The sequence below is a fragment of the Rhizobium sp. BK176 genome (genome assembly GCF_024808055.1).
Genome location: NZ_JANUBV010000003.1, coordinates 51,034 through 67,930, shown reverse-complemented (window position 1 = coordinate 67,930; position 16,897 = coordinate 51,034). Strand labels below are relative to the sequence as shown.

Below are 16,897 nucleotides of genomic sequence, written 5' to 3'. Positions count from 1 at the left end.
CTTAGCGACGCTCCAAAAGTCTGCAGATTTCTTCTAATTGTTCCAATGACTTATAGGAAATTCGAATTTGTCCTCCGCTCGCTTTGTGATTGATCATCACATCGAGGCCGAGTGCATCCGACAATGTCCGCTCTAATGCGAGCGTGTCCGAATCCTTCTGATCCTTCTGGTGCCCTGGAGCCCTTGGCTCGGATTGTGCCTTAATATCGTTCTGAGCCAGTCGTTCAGCGTCGCGCACTGACATGCCCTTTGCGACGATCGTACGGGCGAGGGCGGTCGGGTCAGAGGTCGGCACCAAGGCTCGGGCGTGGCCGGCCGAGAGGCTGCCCGCAGCCAACAGATCGCGAACCGGCTCCGGTAACTTCAGGAGACGCAGCGAGTTCGCAACATGACTACGGCTCTTGCCGATAATTTCGCCGAGATCATTCTGCGTATAACCATATTCCGCCATCAGCTGATCATAGCCTAGCGCCTCTTCCAGCGGATTGAGGTCGGAGCGCTGCACGTTCTCAACAATCGCGATCTCGAGCGCGGTTTTATCATCGACGTCGCGCACGATCACGGGGATTTCTACGAGACCGGCCAGTTGCGCCGCCCGCCACCGTCTTTCGCCGGCGATGATCTCGAACTGATTGCTTGCAAGCGTGCGAACTACGACCGGCTGGACAATGCCGTGTTGGCGGATAGAACTCGCGAGTTCATGCAGTTGGCCATCATCAAAGAAGCGCCGAGGGTTGCGCGGGTTCCGGCTGACGAATTCGATCGGAACCATACGATCGGCGCTGACTCCCGGCTTTGCAGTATCAACCGGAATCGGCTGGTCCATCTCGCCAATCAATGCAGCTAAGCCGCGACCAAGTCTTCTCTTCGAGACATCATCGTTCATGAATAACTCGCCATTCTTTCTTCAAATCACGCGGCGAGACGTTGGCGCTCGCGCTGGATAACCTCGGATGCCAACTGGAGATACGCCTGGCTCCCCGCACACTTCAGATCATACAGAATTGCCGGCTTTCCATAGGACGGCGCTTCCGAAACGCGTACATTTCGCGGAATCAACGTATGGTAGACTTTTTCTCCGAGATGGGTGCGCACATCGTTAACAACCTGTTGCGCCAGATTGTTGCGAGAATCGAACATTGTCAGCACGATGCCTTGGATGTCGAGGTTGGGGTTAACGGTACGTCGAACCTGATCGACAGTCTCCAGGAGCTGACTAAGACCCTCGAGGGCGAAAAACTCGCATTGCAGCGGCACAAGCACTGAATGCGCCGCAGCCATCGCGTTCATCGTCAGGAGGTTAAAGGAGGGTGGGCAATCGACAAGAATATAGGAGAAGCGGAAAGCATCCTCTTTGGCGAGAGCCTTCTTCAGCTTGAAGACGCGATCATTTTGGCTCGCGATCTCCATTTCGACACCGAGCAAATCCATTGTCGAAGGCACTATATAGAGGTTGGGTACTGCAGTCTCCTGCGCCACCTCCTCCACAGAGCAATCGCCCAAAAGCAAGTCATAGGAAGATAGCCGGCGATGCTTCCGGTCAATACCGAGGCCGGTGCTGGCGTTGCCTTGGGGATCGAGGTCAACAATCAAAACCCGCTCGCCGATCGCAGCCAGGGCCGTCGCCAGGTTGATGGCAGTCGTGGTCTTACCAACGCCGCCTTTCTGATTTGCAATGGTGATTATACGATTTCGTTCGCCAGCCATAGCCAAAGCCCGATCTGTTAAGCCAAGCGTCGAATGTTGAAGATTTCCAGAACCACGGAATCCTCCTCGACAGCGCTCTTATGTTCTAACAGATCGAATCGCCACTCACCACGCGCTTTCTCGATCTCGGCACGGTAATCCCGTCCTTTGTGGAAATAAGCACGAAGATCCGCATTCTTCTGCGACCATGGCTCGACATAGGTCAGGAGCTTTGTGAGGTCTGCAAGCGCCCGAGCAGAGACAAAATCGCAGTTCTCGATAGTCGGCGGAGCGTCTTCGATTCGCTCGATGTGTATGGACCCTCGAGCACCGGTCTCGCGAAGTGCTGTGCGGAGAAACGCAGCCTTCTTGCGGTTACTCTCGACCAAATGAACCCATCCACCACCCAGTTCGGCAAGCATAATAGCCGTTACAACGCCAGGGAAGCCACCGCCGCTACCGAGGTCAACCCACGTGAGAGGCGACGATTGGATCTGAAAGACCTGTGCGGAGTCAGCAATATGTCGGTTCCACGCGTCATTTAGCGTGGATGGCGCAGTGAGATTGATAGCCTTTGCCCACTTTTGGAAAAGGCCCACGAAATGTTCAAGGCGCTCCTGTGTTTCACGTGAAACACGCCGACCGTTTAGGTGCATGATAGGACTCTCGTAAATTGCAATAGGCGCCTCAGCCTGATGCCGCGGCGCTAAAGACACCACGTCTCAAGTGAACGAGCAACAAGGAGATGGCGGCTGGCGTCATGCCGTCGATCTTAGCGGCCTGCGCGACGTTGTATGGGCGCGTATTGTGCAACTTAGACTTTAACTCGTTGGATAGACCGGCGAGGACGCTGAAGTCAAAGTCGCCCGGTATCGTCAGGTCCTCATCACGCTTCACGTGCGCGATATCAGCTGATTGCCGCTGCATGTAGACTGCATAGCCCGCCTCTATCTCCAGGGCATCAGCCACCCGACTGTCAATACGCGACAGCTCAGGCCAAATCTGCCGAAGATCCTGCAAGCTAAAATCGGGATACGACAGAAGATCGTAAGCTGAGCGGCGCTGGCCATCCTGATTCAACTTGAGTCCAAAGCGGCCGGCCTCGTTTGGGGTCACTGACAGTGCCTTAAGGTGCGAGCGGCCTCGCTCCAACGCGTCACTATAGGCTTGAAAGCGATCACGGCGGCGGGATGAAGCACTCCCGATCTGAATAGCCAACGGCGTGAGGCGAACATCTGCGTTGTCTGCCCGCAGCGACAAACGATACTCGGCACGGGACGTAAACATCCGATATGGCTCAGCAACACCGCGAGATGTTAGGTCATCGACCATCACCCCGATGTACGAATCAGTGCGACTAAAGAGAACCTCGCTCTGGCCGCCAGCCAGGCGGGCGGCATTGATACCGGCGACGAGACCCTGAGCTGCCGCTTCCTCATAGCCCGTTGTACCGTTGATTTGCCCAGCCAGAAACAATCCAGGCATCTTCTTGACTTCCAGCGACGGCTTCAGTTCTCGAGGATCCACATGATCGTATTCGATCGCGTAACCCGGCTGCAGAATCTGAACGCGCTCAAGACCGGGAATCGTTCGAATGAATGTGTCCTGGATCTCGGCAGGCAGTGAGGTCGAGATTCCATTGGGATAGACCGTCTTGTCGTCGAGACCCTCAGGCTCAAGAAAAACCTGATGTCCGTCGCGTTCGCCGAACTTCACCAGCTTGTCCTCGATTGACGGACAGTAGCGCGGGCCGACTCCCTCAATCTGACCCGAGTACATTGCGGATCGCCTGAGATTCTCAACGATGATCCGATGTGTTGCCTCGGTGGTACGTGTCACGCCACATTCGATCTGCGGGTTCACGATCTGATCTGTCATGAACGAGAACGGGACGGGCTCGTCATCAGCACCCTGTCGGCCAACACTCTGCCAATCGATGGTAGTGCCATCCAGGCGCGCCGGGGTACCGGTCTTGAGGCGTCCAAGCCCCAGACCTAGGCTCAGAAGCGTATGAGAGAGGCCGAGCGACGGTTCCTCACCAACGCGACCAGCCGGTATCTTCTTGTCGCCGATGTGAATAAGACCGCGTAGGAAAGTTCCGGTGGTTAACACCACAGAGCCGCAGGAAAGAATCCGGCTATCTTTCATGACAACAGCTGCAACACGATTTTCTACTATCGTCAGATCGAACGCATCACCTTCGACGACGGTAAGATTTTCGACGCTTTCGATTTCCGCGAGCATCGCTTCTCGATACAGCTTGCGATCGGCTTGGGTGCGCGGGCCGCGAACCGCGGGCCCCTTCTTCCGGTTCAACATACGAAACTGAATACCGGCGGCGTCAGCCACCCGTCCCATCAGCCCATCCATGGCGTCGATCTCTCGAACCAGGTGGCCTTTACCAAGTCCGCCAATTGCCGGATTGCACGACATGATACCGATCGTGTCGCGGCGATGCGTGACCAGCGCCGTCTTGGCACCAAGACGCGCAGCGGCCGCAGCGGCTTCGCATCCGGCATGTCCGCCGCCGATGACGATGACATCGAACCGTGAGGTGTTCATTCTTCGAGCTCCTGAGATTGTCCGGTGATGATCGAAGTGTTGCAGCGAGTCAAGGCGTTTCACGTGAAACCGCTCCGCGGCGGCACCGATTCGGATGTTTCACGTGAATCATTTTCCGATGCAGAACTCTCCGAAGATCACGTCGAGCAAGTTCTCCACGTCGACACGTCCCGTGACGCGCCCCAGTGCATCACTGGCCGCTCTTAGGTCTTCCGCTCGCAGATCCAACCCTCGCGTGGGGTTTAGTAACGACGTCTCCAAAGCAGAGAGTGATTTCGCCAGCGAATCTTTGTGACGCGTCCGACTCGGGATAGCCATCGACTGCGGATGCACTTTGGCTCTTAGACGCTCGACAATCAGGGCGCGCAGCCTTTCCAGGCCGGTTCCGTCCGCCGCCGAGATGACGAGATCATAGTCATTCATACTCTTACGGGGCAAGTCGCTTTTGGCGCCGACCAGCAACGCACCCTCAGGGTACGTGTTCGTTGCGGTATCTACCGACATATCCTCGACAAAGATCAAGAGGTCGGCTTCGGCAATCGCTTTCTCGGCCCGTCGGATACCCTCGCGTTCAACTCTCTCCGCTGCGGCGCGAAGGCCCGCCGTGTCGTAAAGTTTGACCAGGTAGCCGTCCATGTTCAGATCAACGTGCAGTACGTCCCTTGTTGTCCCGGCGATATCGGTGACAATCGCAACGTCGCGCTTAGCCAAGGCGTTCATCAGGCTCGACTTACCGGCATTCGGTCTGCCGGCGATAACAACCTTGAAACCGTCTCGGATAATCTCACCAGCCTCGAGCTGTAGGAGATGCTCGCGCATTTCTGTGACCAGCCTCGCCACGTCAGCCCATACTTGATCCGATACGGAACCCGGCACATCCTCCTCGTCCGGAAAATCAAGCTCTGCTTCGATTAGGGCGCGAGCGCGCGTCAGCCGATCCGCCCATCCGTTGTAGACCGATGAAAGGCCGCCCGAGCTCTGCTCGACAGCCAGCCGCCGCTGCATCTCCGTTTCGGCTGCAATCAAATCTGCCAGGCCCTCGACTTCGATTAGATCCAGCTTGCCATTTTCGAAGGCGCGCCGCGAAAATTCTCCTGGCGCCGCTGGTCGTAGATTCTCGAATTCCGCAAGTTCCCGATGTAAAGCATCAACCACGGCGCGGCCGCCGTGGAGATGTATCTCCGCGACGCTTTCGCCCGTGAAAGAATGCGGCGCCGGGAAATATAGAACGAGCGCGGTGTCAATCACCAGACCATTACGAGTCCGAATCGACCTCAGTGCTGCTTGTCTAGCCGGGGGCGGCGCGCCAATCAGTGAGGCCAGAACCGTAGGGACATCAGCGCCGCTGATTCGAACCACCGCGAGTCCCGCAGGGACGGCACCGCTCGACAGCGCGAATATTGTGTCCATGTTGGGCAGCATTTTCCTTCTCCAGTGCAAGGCTGAAGATAACAGGTGTATAAAAAGAAAAAACCGGCCACGCTGTGACCGGTTTACCTTGGTGAATCCGGCTAAGGATCAGGTGTTCATGGAGTCGAAGAAGTCCGGATTATTCTTCGTTTGCTTCAACTTGTCGATCAAGAATTCGATTGCGTCCGTCGTGCCCATCGGCGCAAGGATACGCCGCAGCACGAAGATCTTCTGCAGGTCCTGGCGCGGTACCAACAAGTCTTCCTTACGTGTTCCGGACTTCAGGATGTCCATCGCCGGGAAGATACGCTTGTCGGCGACCTTGCGGTCGAGGACGATTTCCGAGTTACCGGTGCCCTTGAATTCTTCGAAGATAACTTCGTCCATGCGGCTACCCGTATCGATGAGAGCTGTGGCGATGATCGTGAGCGATCCGCCCTCTTCAATATTGCGGGCCGCGCCGAAGAAACGCTTGGGGCGCTGCAGGGCGTTAGCATCGACACCACCGGTAAGAACCTTACCGGAAGAGGGTACGACAGTGTTATAGGCGCGACCGAGACGCGTGATCGAATCAAGCAGGATGACAACGTCGCGGCCATGCTCAACGAGGCGCTTGGCCTTTTCGATGACCATCTCCGCCACCTGAACGTGGCGCACGGCCGGTTCGTCGAAGGTTGACGAAATGACTTCCCCGCGAACGGAGCGTTGCATGTCTGTCACTTCCTCGGGACGCTCGTCGATGAGGAGAACGATGAGATAGCACTCGGGATGATTCGCCGTAATTGAATGAGCGATATTCTGGAGAAGGACGGTCTTACCGGTGCGCGGCGGCGCGACGATCAGTCCGCGTTGCCCCTTGCCCAGCGGCGCAACAAGGTCAATGACGCGCGGCGAAAGATCCTTGGAGGTGGGAACCTCCAGCTCCATCCTGAAACGTTCATTGGGGTAGAGCGGTGTCAGGTTATCGAAATGCACCTTGTGACGAATCTTTTCGGGATCGTCGAAATTGATTGTGTTGACCTTCAACAGTGCGAAGTAGCGCTCGCCTTCCTTCGGTCCACGGATCGGGCCTTCAACGGTGTCGCCAGTCTTCAGCGAGAAGCGGCGAATTTGGGAGGGCGAGATATAGATATCGTCGGGACCCGGAAGATAGTTGGCGTTGGCGGACCGCAGGAAGCCGAAACCATCCTGGAGAACCTCAACAACACCTTCGCCGATAATCTCCACATCCTGGCTGGCAAGCACCTTCAGGATCGCAAACATCAGTTCCTGCTTGCGCATGGTGCTTGCATTTTCGACCTCGAGCGATTCGGCAAACGCCAGTAGATCCGTCGGGGACTTACTCTTAAGTTCTTGAAGCTTCATTTCAGCCATGAAGTGACCATTACTCTTAAATTCTGGGGGGAAGGCGATGTCGAGGCTGTAACCGGTCCTGCGAAGAGATCGCAGACGATCAAACTTTACATACATGCCACAAGGATGAGGTGGAGGGAAAATAGCGAGTAAGGTTCACCGCCGCAAGGGGGCTGCTTAAAATCAAGCAAATTTAACCGACAACGTCTCTTTAGAACGGTTTGACGACGACGAGGATAACAATCCCGATCATCAATAGGGTCGGCGCCTCGTTCATGAAACGCCAATAGCGTGCAGACCGGCGGTTTTCATCACGCTCAAACGCCTTGACGGCGCTTGAGAAGAAGACGTGCACGGCTGTCAGAAGCACGACGAGACCGATCTTTGCATGCAACCATCCTCCCTGGAAGTCGTAGACCGACCAGGCAAGATAGAGGCCAAGAATCCAGGTCAGCATCATTGCCGGGTTCATGATCACCTTCAGAAGACGGCGCTCCATGACCTTGAAGGTTTCCGACTGGGTTGAACCCGGCTCGGCATCGGTATGATAGATGAAGAGGCGCGGCATGTAGAAGAGGCCAGCCATCCACGAAATCACCGCTATGATATGAAGCGCCTTGATCCAAAGGTAGAGATCATCCGGATTCCAGAGAAATAACCCCACAGCCAGAAGTGCAAAGAACAGGATCGCGAAATGCGCCCGGCGACGTGCGTAGGCGCCAGGTTTCTCATCGGTCTGCTTCTCCATGGGCTATCGCCTCCAACCGCGGACATGGTCCACGAGCAGCTGGACATTTTGAGGGTTCGCCTGGGGGGTAATCCCATGACCGAGATTGAAGATCAGCGGGCCGTTACCGAGCTTGTCGAGGATATCGTTGATACCATCCATCAGAGCTCCGCCACCGGCCACCACGCGCATCGGATCGAGGTTACCCTGAACCGCACCGTCTTTCTGCAGCTCTACAGCGAAATTCAGTGGCACCGACCAGTCGAGACCGATCGCATCCGCCTTCGTCCGCTGACGATAGCTCTTCAGCAGGAAGCCGGCGCCCTTTGCAAAGGCGATGATCCGGGCATTCGGCCGTCGTGCTTTTATGGAGGCGATCATCCGCGCGACCGGCTTCACCGCGAATGCCTCGAATTCCCGCTCACCGAGAACACCGGCCCAGGAATCGAAAATCTGCACAGCGTCGGCCCCGGCATCGATCTGCGCGACGAGATAGTCGGCTGACACTTCCGCCAAAACAGCAAGCAGGTGTTCGAAAGCTTTCGGATGTTTGTAGGCGAAGAGCCGGGCAGGGGCCTGATCGGGCGTTCCGTGACCGGCTATCATATAAGTCGCCACCGTCCACGGAGCGCCACAGAAGCCGAGCAAAGTCGTCTCGGCAGGCAGCTCATTTCGAAGACGCTCAACTGTTTCGAGAACCGGTTTGAGGTAGTCGACGACGTGGTCGAACTCCAGTCGGCCGATTCCGGTTTCATCGATCGGATCCATCTCCGGTCCATGCCCTTCCGTGAAGCGAACGTTGCGTTTCATCGCATCCGGAATCACGAGAATATCGGAAAAGAGGATGGCTGCATCAAAACCATAGCGACGAATGGGTTGGAGCGTTACCTCAACGGCATGGTCAGGCGTATAGCAAAGGTCCAGGAAACTTCCTGCCTTCGCGCGCGTTTCTCTATACTCGGGAAGGTATCGTCCGGCCTGCCTCATCAGCCAGATTGGAGGGGGGCTGAGTGTCTCGCCGTCCAAGACCCTCATGATTTTCCGGCGGCTGTCTCCCACGCTTCTCTTCCCTATAAAAAATCAAAGATAATTTAAAAGGTTTCTATTTCTTAGAGTCTGTTTCTATCAAGGATTAAAATCGATCCACTACCGGAGCGTTTTGTCGCGCTGCCGCCGCGCCAAGGGGAGGAGACGGAGAACCGCTACACGAAAATCGGGGATAGACGGAAATATGAGAATATTTACAATCGGATAGAGAACGCAAGTTCGGGCGGAACTGTGGAAAAAGTATCGACTTTCGTGGAACGGTCACCAACTATCCACAGAACCAACAAGCGACTTTTTTGAGCTTCCGCGAAATTCGATTTGTGGAAAAGGTGGCATGTTTTCCCTTGCCTTATCCCCGCCGTGTCTCTTAGCTCTCGGCTGTCCAGTCTTTTCAACAGGTGGCCAATAATAACGTGGAGAACCGCCCAAACTTCTTCCATCTACATCTGATTTCTGACTCGACCGGCGAAACACTGATTTCTGCCGGCCGCGCGGCTTCGGCACAATTCAAAGCCGCACAGCCGATCGAGCACGTCTACCCGTTGGTCCGCAATCGCAAGCAGCTTCTGCAGGTGCTGCAGTCGATCGATAGTCAGCCTGGGATCGTTCTTTATACGATTGTCGACCGCGAGCTCGCGACCTTCATCGATCAGCGCTGTGCGGAGATGGGCGTTGCGTCCGTCAACGTGCTTGAACCGGTCATGAACGCTTTCCAGATCTATCTCGGTGCACCGTCACGCCGTCGCGTCGGTGCGCAACACGTAATGAATGCCGGCTACTTTGCCCGCATTGAAGCGCTTAACTTTACGATGGATCACGATGACGGACAGATGCCCGACGACTACAATGACGCCGATGTTGTCATCATTGGCATCAGTCGAACGTCGAAAACTCCGACGAGCATCTACCTCGCCAATCGCGGCATCAAGACGGCGAACATCCCGATTGTCCACGGCGTGCCGCTTCCGGACGGACTACTCACCGCGACCAAACCTCTGATTGTCTGCCTGATTGCTACGACCGATCGGATATCGCAGGTTCGCGAGAACCGTATTTTGGGAGCAACTCCTGGCTTTGACCGCGGGCAATACACCGACCGGGCTGCCATCTCGGAGGAACTGAAATACGCGCGGTCGCTCTGTGCCCGGCACAACTGGCCCCTTATCGACGTGACGCGCCGCTCCATCGAAGAGACTGCAGCAGCGATTGTTGCGCTCCGTCCGAAGCTCCGTTAAGCGCTGTCACATCAGACCTGTTCGAGGCTCCATGGTACCCAAGCTCATTCTCGCATCCTCCAGCCCGTTCCGCCGCATGCTGATGCAAAATGCCGGGCTCGCCTTCGACGCACATGCAGCCCAGATTGACGAGCGCGCGGTTGAAGCGCCTCTCGAACGAGAAGGCGCTACGCCGGATACTGTGGCGCTCGTCCTCGCCAAGGCGAAGGCGAAGGAAGTCAGCGACCGGTTTCCGGCGTGCTTCGTCATCGGCTCTGATCAGACGATGTCGCTTGGGCCGCAGACCTTCCACAAGCCAAAGGACATGGCGGATGCTGCGAACCACCTTCGCGCGCTCTCGGGCAAGACACATCGGCTGAACAGCGCGATCGCGATTGCTTACGGCGGCGACATCGTCTGGGAGCATGTCTCGCACGCGGACCTAACGATGCGACCGCTAACCACCGATTTCATCGCTCGGCATTTGAACCGGGTGGGGGAGAGGGCACTCGGCAGCGTCGGTGCCTATCAACTCGAGGGAGAGGGGCTTCAATTGTTTTCGAAGATCGATGGAGACTATTTTACAATCTTGGGGTTACCGATGTTGCCGCTGTTGGAGAAGCTCAGAGAATTGGGTGCCATCGATGCATGATTCACGTGAAACATTCGAGCCAAAGGCCTTCGTCACAGGCTTTCCCGTCAAGCATTCCAGGTCCCCTCTCATCCATGGCTACTGGCTGAAGACCCTTGGATTGCCAGGTTCGTACTGCGCCCACGAGGTTGCGCCTAACGATTTTGCAGCCTTTGTAGATTCTCTGAAGAACGGCGAATCCGGCTTCGTAGGCGGCAATGTCACCATCCCGCATAAGGAAATGGCGTTCAAACTTGCCGACGATCCCGATGAACTTTCCGAAGAATTGGGCGCATCCAATACGCTTTGGATGGACAACGGCCGGCTGAAGGCGACAAATACGGATGGACGCGGCTTTACGGCCAATCTCGATGAACGACATTCCGGTTGGGACGAGGCGGAAAAGGCGGTGGTCCTCGGCGCGGGAGGGGCAAGCCGAGCCATCATCCAGGCCCTGCGCGACCGAGGCGTCAAGGAAATTCATCTGGTCAACAGAACGGTCGAGCGCGCCAAGGAATTGGCGGATCGGTTTGGACCCAAGATACATGCTCATTCGATGGCTGCGCTACCTGAAGTCATGAGTGGCGTGGGTCTTTTCGTCAACACGACGTCGCTGGGTATGGATGGCGAAGGCGCGCCTCGGATCGATTTTTCGCCGTTACTCTCCGATGCCGTTGTGACGGATATCGTCTACGTCCCCCTGATGACGCCGTTCCTGGTGCAGGCCCAACAGCAAGGCTTCGCTGTTGTCGACGGGCTCGGCATGCTGCTGCACCAAGCCGTGCCCGGATTTGAGAAATGGTTCGGGCATCGCCCGGCGGTCGACGAGAAGCTGCGTGCGATCATCATTGAGGATATGGACAGGCATTGATGTTGCGGATTGGACTGACCGGCTCGATTGGAATGGGCAAATCAACCATGGCAAAGCTCTTCGCTGAAGCAGGAGTGCCCGTGAATGATTCCGATGCCGTCGTCCATGACCTTTACGCCGGCGAGGCAGCACCGCTTGTCGATGCGGCCTTTCCCGGCACGATGAAGGACGGTGCCGTCGATCGGCAGGAGCTCGGTCGTCAGTTGGCCGGAAGCCCGGACGGTTTCAGGCGCCTCGAAGCCATCGTCCATCCGCTTGTGAGAAAGCGCGAGTTAGAATTCATCGAACGTGAGCGGCAACGCGGCTCGCCAATGGTGTTGATCGATATCCCGCTGTTGTTCGAAACAGGGGCTGAGAACAGGGTCGATGTCATCGTGGTCGTCAGCTGTGATCCACAGATACAGCGAGACCGCGTACTTGCGCGGCCGGGAATGACAGTGGAAAAATTCAATATGATTCTTGCGCGCCAGACGCCGGATGCGGAAAAGCGAGCAAGAGCCGATTATGTGATCGATACCGGGCATAGCATCGAAACGGCCAGAACACGGGTCGCCGAGATTATCTCGGACCTGAAGCGGCGGCTCGCCAGCGGGGACTTCCTGAATGCGTGAAATCATCTTCGATACGGAAACCACGGGCCTCGATAACCGTGTGGACCGCATTATCGAGATCGGCGGCATCGAGCTTTTCAATCATTTTCCGACCGGCAATACGATCCATATTTACATCAATCCGGGCGATCAGAAAGTACACCCGGACGCGCTTGCCGTTCACGGCATCACCGATGAGTTCCTCAAGGACAAGCCCTCGTTCGCAGATGTTGCGCAGCAAATTATCGATTTCTTTGGCGACGCGAAATGGATCGCGCATAATGCCACGTTCGATATGGGCTTCATAAACGCTGAGCTCGCAAGGCTCGATTTGCCGCCGATTCTGCCTGACCGCGTGCTCGACACACTGTCGATGGCGCGCCGCAAGCATCCGATGGGACCCAACTCGCTCGATGCGCTTTGTCGCCGCTATGGCATCGATAATGCACATCGAACGAAGCACGGCGCGCTTCTCGACTCCGAACTGCTGGCCGATGTCTACATCGAGATGATCGGTGGCCGTCAGGCCGCCCTTGGCCTCGGAACCGCCGCGAGCAATTCGGCAGGCCAGGAAATCGTGGTCGAGGAAATCATCGTCGGGACGCTCGAACGGCCGCGGCCCCTTGCGCCGCGTCTCAGCGAAGGCGAGCAGCAAGCCCATGACGCGCTCATTGCCAAACTCGGCGCCAAGGGTGTCTGGGGAAAATACGATCTCGCAAACTAAAAATGCCCGGGGCGACCCGGGCATTCGATTTTGTTCCAGCGTGCTATGCGCGAACTGTTAGTTCGTGGTTGCCTGGACCTTGGCACGGGCCTGCTCTTCGGCAACCCGCTGCGCAAACATCTGAGAGAAATCAATCGGATCGATCATCAGCGGCGGGAAGCCGCCATTACGCGTGACGTCGGCAATGATCTGACGTGCGAACGGGAAGAGCATGCGGGGGCACTCGATAAAGAGGACCGGCAGCATGTGCTCCTGCGGGAAACCCGCAATCCGGAAAACGCCGCCATAGACGAGCTCAGTGTGGAACACCGTCTTGTCACCATCCTTGGCTTCGGCGTTCAGAGAGAGAACGACGTCGAAATCCGTATCGGAGAGCGGATTGGCGTTGACGTTGACATTAATGTTGATGGCCGGAGCCTTGTCACGCGCCTGCAGCGAACGCGGAGCACCCGGATTTTCGAAGGAGAGATCCTTGGTATACTGGGCAAGGATGGTAAGGCTCGGGCTCGTTGCACCGTTATTGCTGTTTTCGTCGGCCATTGGCTTTTCCTCGAGGGCATTGGATGGTGCCGCTCTATCATTTCGGGCATGGCCTTACAACCCTGAGCCAGCTTGCCGCCTCGACCGCCTCCTACTTGCCCAGATGCTTTCCCGACCAGGGAGAGTTGCCGTTCGGCTCGCGCCGAAAGTCATCGTCGTCCAGGTCCACGATCTTCGAGTCCTTGGAGCGGCCAGAGGAGCTGAAGCCGCCCGTTGGGCCTACGACGACGAAACGGCGGCTGACATACCGCCAGGCCAGATCGCGCACAGCTGGAATGAAGATCAGCAACGCCACGATGTCGGTGATGAAGCCAGGGACCATCAGCAACAATGCGGCAATCACGAACATGGCCGGACGAAGCAGTTCTCGCCCCGGCACCATTCCGTTTCGCCCTTCAGCGGACATGCGGCGCAGGATTCCGACGCCCTGACGCCTGAGCAGGGCCATGCCGACCATGAAGCTTAGAATGACCAGCGCCAGCGTCGGCCAAAGTCCGATCACTCTTCCGACGAGCACGAAACCGGCAATCTCAGCGAGCGGCAACAGCAGCAGAAAACCAGGCAGGATCTTCAAGGGCATCGTCTAATTCCGGCCTAAGCCGGACTCCGTTGGAGGGTCGCGTTGCAGACCCCATTTGAATCATCTGTATAGGCGGACTATATGGGAGTACAAATCAGGGATGTTAACAGCGGCTGCGGCGGGATATGGGTTCAAACGACTTCATCACATTGTTTTTTCTCGTGGCGGCGGTGCTGATTTTTCTGCAACTGCGCAGCGTTCTCGGTCGCCGTACGGGAAATGAGAAGCCCCCGCGCGATCTTTACACGCCGCGCGACGCCGTTGCGCCTGACTCGCCGGATGCTGGAAAGGTAGTAACACTGCCGCGTCGCGATGCGTCGGCCGAAGAAGACGATCGTTTTGCCGCAATCGACGCCTTTGCTCCAGCCGGCACATCGCTGAACGAATCGCTCCGGGAAATCAACAAGGCTGATGCTTCGTTCAATCCGAAGGAATTCGTGAACGGCGCCCGAATGGCCTATGAAATGATTGTGATGGCGTTTGCGGATGGCGATCGCAAGGCTCTGAAGAACCTCCTATCGCGCGAAGTTTATGACGGCTTCGATGCCGCCATTTCAGACCGTGAATCCAGGGGCGAGAAGGTGAAGTCGACCTTCGTCGGTATCGATAAGGCCGAGATCACCAGCGCCGAAATCAAAGGCACGGAGGTGCAGATTACGCTTCGCCTCGTCAGCCAGTTGATCTCAGCCACCTATGACAACGCTGACAAGCTCATTGATGGCGATGCGGAGAATGTCGCGGAGGTCAACGATCTCTGGACTTTTGCACGCGACACCCGTTCGCGGGATCCCAACTGGAAACTCGTGGCCACCGAATCGGAAGCATGAGTGAGGAAACCCCGGGCTTTGCCCTGCAAGCAATAAGCTTCGATGATCTGGAAGGCTGGAAGGATGATGATCCCTCCGGCCTTTTTGAAGCAATGGAGGCATGTCGCCGGCAGATCAGCGAGGTTAAGGCATACCGGACGGGCTCGCTCGGGTTGACGGCACAGGATCTTTTGCCGCTGCTCGAAGCGGCGCGGAGTGCGAGGATTTCATCGGCTACCGATGCCCGGGCTTTCCTCCAATCCCACTGTCGACCCTTCCGAATTTGCCGGATGGATGGCAGTCCGGGTTTCGTTACTGCCTTCTATGAGCCTGAGGTTTTGGTTTCGGCGGTACCGGACGAAGACTATCGCTTTCCCTTCTATCGGCGCCCCGACGACCTGATCGATCTTGATGAGGGTAATCGTCCGGCCACTTTACCTGGTGGCTATGCGTTCGGCAGGCTGACAGATGGCGCAATTGACGCCTATCCGGATCGTCGTGAGATTGACGAGGGTTTCCTGGCTGGCCGAGGATTGGAGATTGCCTGGGCAAAGTCGAAGGTCGACGTCTTCTTTGTTCATGTGCAAGGTGCAGCACGCCTGCGATATCCGGACGGCGCCATCGGCCGGATTACCTATGCAGCGAAGGCCGGACATCCGTTCTCGGCGATTGGCAAGTTGTTGATCGAGCGCGGAGAAATCGAACGCTCGGAAATTTCGATGCAGGCCATTCGGCGATGGCTGGCTTCACACCCCGGTCAGGTTGATGAAATTCTCTGGCATAATCGTTCCTATATTTTCTTCCGGGAAGTTCCGTCGGCGGATTTGAACGCCGGCCCCATTGCGGCGGCAAAAGTGCCGTTGATTGCCGGTCGTTCGCTGGCCGTTGACCGGCTCATTCACACATTTGGCTTCACATTCTTCATTCGCTCCGAAAACCTGGTCCACCTGGACGGGGGACGACCGTTCGCGCGGCTGATGCTGGCGCTCGATACCGGGTCGGCCATCGTCGGCCCGGCGCGAGGTGATATCTTTACCGGATCCGGGGACCAAGCGGGGGAGCTTGCAGGAACAGTGCGTCACGATGCCGACTTCTTTATCCTGCTTCCGAACGCCGCAGCGGAGAGATTCGCCTGATGGCACGCGACCGAAAGCTCAGTACGGATGAAAGGATACTCTGGGGCAAGGTGGCACGTAGTACGCGGCCTATGCCCGGCAAGCAGGACGACTTGACTGAGCTCGACGCTTTTCTGACAGAGGCGGAGGCTGAAAGCGGGAGGGCAGCGAGCCCGAAATCATCGTCTGAAAGCTTGGTCGCAGCTATGCCTCCGGCTCCGAAATCGCGATCCGGTCTCCATCACCCACTCGAAAGACCGGTCAAACGTAAGATCGCCAAGGGGCGGCTGCCGCTCGAAGCCCGTATCGACCTACATGGGCTGGTTCAAAGCGAAGCCCACATCTTGCTTCTCGAATTTCTGATAAGGGCCCACGAGCGGGGGATGAGACATGTTCTCGTCATTACCGGCAAGGGCAGTTCGCTTGGCAGTGACGGCGCACTGAAGCGTGCTGTCCCGATGTGGTTTTCGAAGCCCGAGTTTCGCTATTTCATCTCATCCTATGAAACGGCAGCCCAACATCACGGGGGTGAGGGCGCGCTCTATATCAGGCTGTCACGCCGACATGGAGAAAGGTTGTGACGCCGTTCGGCGAGGCGATCCGCAAGCTGCGCGAGCGCAAGGGTGTCTCGCAGAAGCAGATGGCAGCTGCCCTCAATGTCTCTCCGGCCTATCTCTCCGCACTCGAGCATGGCAAGCGCGGCTTGCCCAGCTTCGATCTGCTCCAGCGGATCGCCGGTTACTTCAACATCATTTGGGATGAAGCAGAGGAACTTTTCCTTTTGGCGCGTTCTTCCGACCCCCGCGTGGTGGTGGATACGTCCGGTTTGTCGGCCGAACATACCGCATTTGCGAACCTTCTGGCCGGCTGTATTCGCGATCTCGATCAAACGACGCTGGGCGAACTGACAAGCATTCTCGAAAACGGCGGAAAAGCGGACGGAAAACGGTCATAATCCCCTGATTTATGGCCAGTTTGAGCCCGCTGGCATTGGGAACTTCGATCAAAAACCCTATATTCTGGCATGTAAAAGGCAGGTGA

At 56.8% G+C, this 16,897-nt stretch carries 19 protein-coding genes; 9 read left to right on the top strand and 10 right to left on the bottom strand.

Annotated elements, in window-relative coordinates; translation table 11 throughout:
* Position 1: 1 nt before the first annotated feature.
* The 8 genes from FHT76_RS13110 to hemE form a co-directional block, all read right to left on the bottom strand.
* Positions 2-886 (bottom strand): ParB/RepB/Spo0J family partition protein, encoded by an 885-nt coding sequence (locus FHT76_RS13110; protein WP_183864385.1) that lies wholly within the window; start codon positions 884-886, stop codon positions 2-4.
* Between the two features lie 26 nt (positions 887-912).
* Complete coding sequence (locus tag FHT76_RS13105; protein ID WP_183754906.1) at positions 913-1,707, bottom strand: ParA family protein; 795 nt, start codon at positions 1,705-1,707, stop codon at positions 913-915.
* A gap of 17 nt (positions 1,708-1,724) precedes the next feature.
* Entirely contained in the window at positions 1,725-2,342 is a 618-nt protein-coding gene (gene rsmG / locus FHT76_RS13100) for a 16S rRNA (guanine(527)-N(7))-methyltransferase RsmG (protein ID WP_183864386.1), read from the bottom strand.
* Positions 2,343-2,373: 31 nt separating this feature from the next.
* Positions 2,374-4,248, bottom strand: coding sequence for a tRNA uridine-5-carboxymethylaminomethyl(34) synthesis enzyme MnmG (gene mnmG / locus FHT76_RS13095; protein WP_183864387.1), 1,875 nt, complete (start codon positions 4,246-4,248; stop codon positions 2,374-2,376).
* A 108-nt stretch (positions 4,249-4,356) separates the two neighbouring features.
* On the bottom strand, positions 4,357-5,670 hold the full coding sequence (gene mnmE, locus FHT76_RS13090; RefSeq protein ID WP_183864388.1) for a tRNA uridine-5-carboxymethylaminomethyl(34) synthesis GTPase MnmE: 1,314 nt from the start codon (positions 5,668-5,670) through the stop codon (positions 4,357-4,359).
* 96 nt (positions 5,671-5,766) lie between these two features.
* Positions 5,767-7,032, bottom strand: coding sequence for a transcription termination factor Rho (rho, locus tag FHT76_RS13085; protein WP_183754898.1), 1,266 nt, complete (start codon positions 7,030-7,032; stop codon positions 5,767-5,769).
* 190 nt (positions 7,033-7,222) lie between these two features.
* On the bottom strand, positions 7,223-7,759 hold the full coding sequence (gene hemJ, locus FHT76_RS13080) for a protoporphyrinogen oxidase HemJ (RefSeq protein ID WP_183864389.1): 537 nt from the start codon (positions 7,757-7,759) through the stop codon (positions 7,223-7,225).
* 3 nt (positions 7,760-7,762) lie between these two features.
* Positions 7,763-8,797, bottom strand: a complete 1,035-nt coding sequence (gene hemE, locus FHT76_RS13075) for a uroporphyrinogen decarboxylase (RefSeq protein WP_259126957.1) — start codon at positions 8,795-8,797, stop codon at positions 7,763-7,765.
* Positions 8,798-9,198: 401 nt separating this feature from the next.
* On the opposite strand from hemE, the gene FHT76_RS13070 reads away from it, so the two are divergent.
* Genes FHT76_RS13070 through dnaQ form a run of 5 tightly spaced genes read left to right on the top strand, consistent with a single transcriptional unit; the run spans position 9,199 to position 12,815 of the window.
* Positions 9,199-10,020: a pyruvate, water dikinase regulatory protein gene (locus FHT76_RS13070; protein WP_183864391.1), complete on the top strand. Its 822-nt coding sequence runs from the start codon at positions 9,199-9,201 to the stop codon at positions 10,018-10,020.
* Positions 10,021-10,051: 31 nt separating this feature from the next.
* On the top strand, positions 10,052-10,651 hold the full coding sequence (locus tag FHT76_RS13065; RefSeq protein ID WP_183864392.1) for a Maf-like protein: 600 nt from the start codon (positions 10,052-10,054) through the stop codon (positions 10,649-10,651).
* Positions 10,644-11,501, top strand: a complete 858-nt coding sequence (locus tag FHT76_RS13060) for a shikimate dehydrogenase (protein ID WP_183864393.1) — start codon at positions 10,644-10,646, stop codon at positions 11,499-11,501. The genes FHT76_RS13065 and FHT76_RS13060 overlap by 8 nt, the downstream gene beginning before the upstream one ends.
* Positions 11,501-12,112, top strand: coding sequence for a dephospho-CoA kinase (gene coaE / locus FHT76_RS13055; protein WP_183864394.1), 612 nt, complete (start codon positions 11,501-11,503; stop codon positions 12,110-12,112). Before FHT76_RS13060 ends, coaE begins: the two co-directional genes overlap by 1 nt.
* Complete coding sequence (dnaQ, locus tag FHT76_RS13050) at positions 12,105-12,815, top strand: DNA polymerase III subunit epsilon (protein WP_259126959.1); 711 nt, start codon at positions 12,105-12,107, stop codon at positions 12,813-12,815. Before coaE ends, dnaQ begins: the two co-directional genes overlap by 8 nt.
* Positions 12,816-12,872: 57 nt before the next feature.
* Here the strand turns inward: dnaQ and secB are convergent, their stop codons facing one another.
* Both secB and FHT76_RS13040 read right to left on the bottom strand, forming a co-directional pair.
* Positions 12,873-13,355 (bottom strand): protein-export chaperone SecB, encoded by a 483-nt coding sequence (gene secB, locus FHT76_RS13045; protein WP_016556856.1) that lies wholly within the window; start codon positions 13,353-13,355, stop codon positions 12,873-12,875.
* Positions 13,356-13,446: 91 nt separating this feature from the next.
* Entirely contained in the window at positions 13,447-13,935 is a 489-nt protein-coding gene (locus FHT76_RS13040) for an FxsA family protein (protein WP_183864396.1), read from the bottom strand.
* A gap of 125 nt (positions 13,936-14,060) precedes the next feature.
* Here FHT76_RS13040 and FHT76_RS13035 point away from each other — a divergent pair, with 125 nt between their 5' ends.
* From FHT76_RS13035 to FHT76_RS13020, 4 genes are read left to right on the top strand one after another with little or no spacing between them, the layout of a single operon-like run.
* Positions 14,061-14,762 carry a Tim44/TimA family putative adaptor protein gene (locus FHT76_RS13035; RefSeq protein ID WP_183864397.1) on the top strand — a complete coding sequence of 234 codons (702 nt, stop codon included), beginning with the start codon at positions 14,061-14,063 and terminating at the stop codon, positions 14,760-14,762.
* Entirely contained in the window at positions 14,759-15,877 is a 1,119-nt protein-coding gene (locus FHT76_RS13030; protein WP_183864398.1) for a murein transglycosylase A, read from the top strand. The genes FHT76_RS13035 and FHT76_RS13030 overlap by 4 nt, the downstream gene beginning before the upstream one ends.
* Positions 15,877-16,437 (top strand): Smr/MutS family protein, encoded by a 561-nt coding sequence (locus tag FHT76_RS13025; RefSeq protein WP_183864399.1) that lies wholly within the window; start codon positions 15,877-15,879, stop codon positions 16,435-16,437. The genes FHT76_RS13030 and FHT76_RS13025 overlap by 1 nt, the downstream gene beginning before the upstream one ends.
* On the top strand, positions 16,434-16,811 hold the full coding sequence (locus FHT76_RS13020; RefSeq protein ID WP_183864400.1) for a helix-turn-helix domain-containing protein: 378 nt from the start codon (positions 16,434-16,436) through the stop codon (positions 16,809-16,811). The genes FHT76_RS13025 and FHT76_RS13020 overlap by 4 nt, the downstream gene beginning before the upstream one ends.
* Positions 16,812-16,897: the final 86 nt, after the last annotated feature.